Raw genomic sequence first — 2,721 nt, forward strand, 5'->3', positions numbered from 1 at the left:
GTTTCGATCAGGAAGTCGGTTACCCCGGATGCGATCATCTGCCTCGAGGACGGCAAGGCGTTCAAATCGCTGAAGCGCCATCTCAGCAGCAAGTACGATATGACGCCTGACCAGTACCGAGCGAAATGGGGCCTGCCTTCCGATTATCCGATGGTGGCACCCAACTATGCCGAAGCGCGCTCCGCCTTGGCCAAGTCGATGGGTCTTGGTCGGAAGGCTGCGACCGCTCTCGGCAAGGCTCCAATTGCCAAGAGCCCACGGCGGGTGAAGGCCAAGGCCTGACCGAAACGCGTGCTCGATAGAGCGATACCGGCCGACATGGCGACCAACGACAAAAGAGACTCGATGAACAGCGACAGAACTCGCAGGCCCACCAGCGCCCGGGACAAGGCCGAGGCACTGTTCAAGCCGGCCGTTCCGAAAGCACCGACGCCCGCCGACAGGCGGCCGAGTGTCCCCGGAGCGAAAGAACTCGTTTCGCTCCGGATCGATCGCAGTGTGCTTGACCATTTTCAGAGTGGCGGACCAGGCTGGCAGGATCGTATCAACAACGCGCTGCGCCAGGCCGCGGGCATCGGTGGAGATGAAGCGGTCATGCCCGACGAACTGAACTCTTCGAACGACGGCTAGTGCGGCAATGGCGAAAGGGGATCCCATTCAGGAGGCATCGGCGACGGCCGAAGCGGCGACCTCGATCCCGAAATGCTCTCTTCGATCTCACGCCGGGCGAGGCACGCGTCACGCGCCTGCTGACATCGGGACAGAGCGCGACGACGTGTGAAGACGAGATGGCAAATACCGAGGCTTCAGGAGATCGGGCCCAGCGCGCTTTAGAACTGTTGGCAGTCACGTCATTTGCCCGCTATCGGTCCGTCTGGCCGTGGCGCCCCTCTCCTGATTGGAGCGGAGGCAGAACAGGCCTCTCTATGACCTGACGGAGCGCAAAGCTTGATTGGATTCGCGCAACGTGCGGCAATCGGGACAACTGCGTCTTGTGAACATGCTCGAAGTCCTCGACGTCTCGGGCGATAACAGTGAGCAAATAATCGTCCTCCCCCGACATTAAGAAGCACCTCAAAACCGAGGGGCATTTGGCGACGGCCTTTTCGAATGCTGAAAGGGCGTCTTCACTCTGGCTGTTCAGAGCCAATCTGATGATAACGGTTACCCCTAGACCGAGCACCTTCTGGCTCAATCGTGCGTGATAGCCGACGATCACGCCTTCCTCCTCCAAGGCGCGTTGTCGTCGGGCTACTGCCGTGGCGGACAAGCCGATGCGCTCGGCGAGCTTGATATGGCTTGCACGGCCATCTTCCACGAGTTCGGACAAAAGGATACGCGACAGATTATCTAGAGCCATGTTGTGTTCCTGCGACCACGGCCAAGCTTACGCACGATGCTAGCGCCATATCCCCAATTATCGATTGAATCCAATGAAATTGGCGATACTTCTATCGCAATTCGTCGAAATTCGCTGAAGCTCCTGCGCTACTATCTCCGCTCCAAACTCAGGAGGATTCAATGCGCGTAGGCGTTCCCAAGGAAATCAAAGTTCATGAATACAGGGTCGGCCTAACGCCGGAAGCCGCGCGAGAGTATGTGTCTGCCGGGCACGAGGTGCTGATCGAGACGAATGCTGGTGCTGGCATCTCCGCCTCAGATCAGGCTTACGAAGCTGCCGGCGCACGCATCGTGGCAACCGCGGCTGAGATTTTCGCTAAGGCTGAGATGATCGTAAAGGTCAAAGAGCCTCAGCCGTCGGAATGGACCCAGCTTCGCGAAGGACAAATTCTTTTCACGTACCTGCACCTGGCTCCGGATCCGGAGCAGACGGTCGGTCTGCTGAATTCCGGCGTAACCGCGGTCGCCTATGAAACCGTGACAGATCGCTTTGGTGGCCTCCCTTTGCTCGCTCCTATGAGCGAAGTTGCTGGCCGACTTTCAATCGAAGCAGCGGGGACTTGCCTGCAGAGGCACTCGGGTGGCCGAGGGATCCTGATCGGAGGGGTGCCGGGTGTGGCACCCGCGCGCGTTGCCATCATTGGCGGTGGGGTGGTTGGGACACATGCCGCCCGGATGGCCGCTGGGCTTGGAGCTGACCTTGTCATTCTTGATCGATCCCTCCCCCGCCTTAGGCAGCTGGACGAGCATTTCGGTGGTCGCGTAAAAACGCGTTTCTCCACCCAGCAGGCCATCGAAGAGGAGGTGCTCGCAGCCGACGTGGTGATCGGGGCCGTTCTCATTCCGGGGGCAGCAGCTCCCCGTCTCGTTTCCCGCGAACAACTTTCGAGGATGAAACGCGGAGCGGTGCTCGTCGATGTTGCGATCGATCAAGGCGGCTGTTTCGAAACATCCCGACCGACGACCCACGCTTCACCCACCTTCGAAATTGAAGGGGTCATTCATTATTGCGTCGCCAACATGCCCGGAGCTGTACCGCTCACATCGAGTTATGCCTTGAACAACGCCACGCTGCCGTTCGGCCTAGCATTGGCGGCACGTGGCCTGAAAGCGATTGAAGAAGACCCGCACCTCGCCGCCGGCCTGAATGTGCATCGAGGTCGAATCACAAATCCACAGGTCGCCGAGAGTCTCAACAAGCCATACGAGCCGGTTCAAAAGGCGATTGCCGCCTGATGATTGAGCGATGAGCATTGGGATGCGACAAATGACGGAGCAGACATCGTGATCGATGAGCCGGATGGATTGAGCCTGGTCCTG

The 2,721-nt window shown here is 59.1% G+C and carries 4 protein-coding genes; 3 read left to right on the plus strand and 1 reads right to left on the minus strand.

Going from position 1 to position 2,721, the window contains the following annotated elements; translation table 11 throughout:
• A partial coding sequence (locus AC2FAN_RS27105; RefSeq protein ID WP_485177057.1) for a Ros/MucR family transcriptional regulator occupies window positions 1–282 on the plus strand: 282 nt, incomplete at its 5' end.
• 36 nt (window positions 283–318) lie between these two features.
• On the plus strand, window positions 319–630 hold the full coding sequence (locus AC2FAN_RS27110; protein WP_485177058.1) for a BrnA antitoxin family protein: 312 nt from the start codon (window positions 319–321) through the stop codon (window positions 628–630).
• A 232-nt stretch (window positions 631–862) separates the two neighbouring features.
• Here AC2FAN_RS27110 and AC2FAN_RS27115 read toward each other — a convergent pair whose 3' ends face one another.
• Window positions 863–1,360: an Lrp/AsnC family transcriptional regulator gene (locus AC2FAN_RS27115; RefSeq protein WP_265055315.1), complete on the minus strand. Its 498-nt coding sequence runs from the start codon at window positions 1,358–1,360 to the stop codon at window positions 863–865.
• A 161-nt stretch (window positions 1,361–1,521) separates the two neighbouring features.
• On the opposite strand from AC2FAN_RS27115, the gene ald reads away from it, so the two are divergent.
• On the plus strand, window positions 1,522–2,637 hold the full coding sequence (ald, locus tag AC2FAN_RS27120; RefSeq protein ID WP_265055314.1) for an alanine dehydrogenase: 1,116 nt from the start codon (window positions 1,522–1,524) through the stop codon (window positions 2,635–2,637).
• Window positions 2,638–2,721 lie beyond the last annotated feature (84 nt).

It is taken from the genome of Allobosea sp. RIT-PG3_2 (assembly GCF_057321085.1).

What these genes read in the sequence shown, in the direction of transcription:
- AC2FAN_RS27110 (WP_485177058.1), top strand. Translation starts at nt 319, where the DNA reads ATGGCGACCAACGACAAAAGAGACTCGATGAACAGCGACAGAACTCGC.
- AC2FAN_RS27115 (WP_265055315.1), bottom strand. Translation starts at nt 1,360, where the DNA reads ATGGCTCTAGATAATCTGTCGCGTATCCTTTTGTCCGAACTCGTGGAA.
- ald (WP_265055314.1), top strand. Translation starts at nt 1,522, where the DNA reads ATGCGCGTAGGCGTTCCCAAGGAAATCAAAGTTCATGAATACAGGGTC.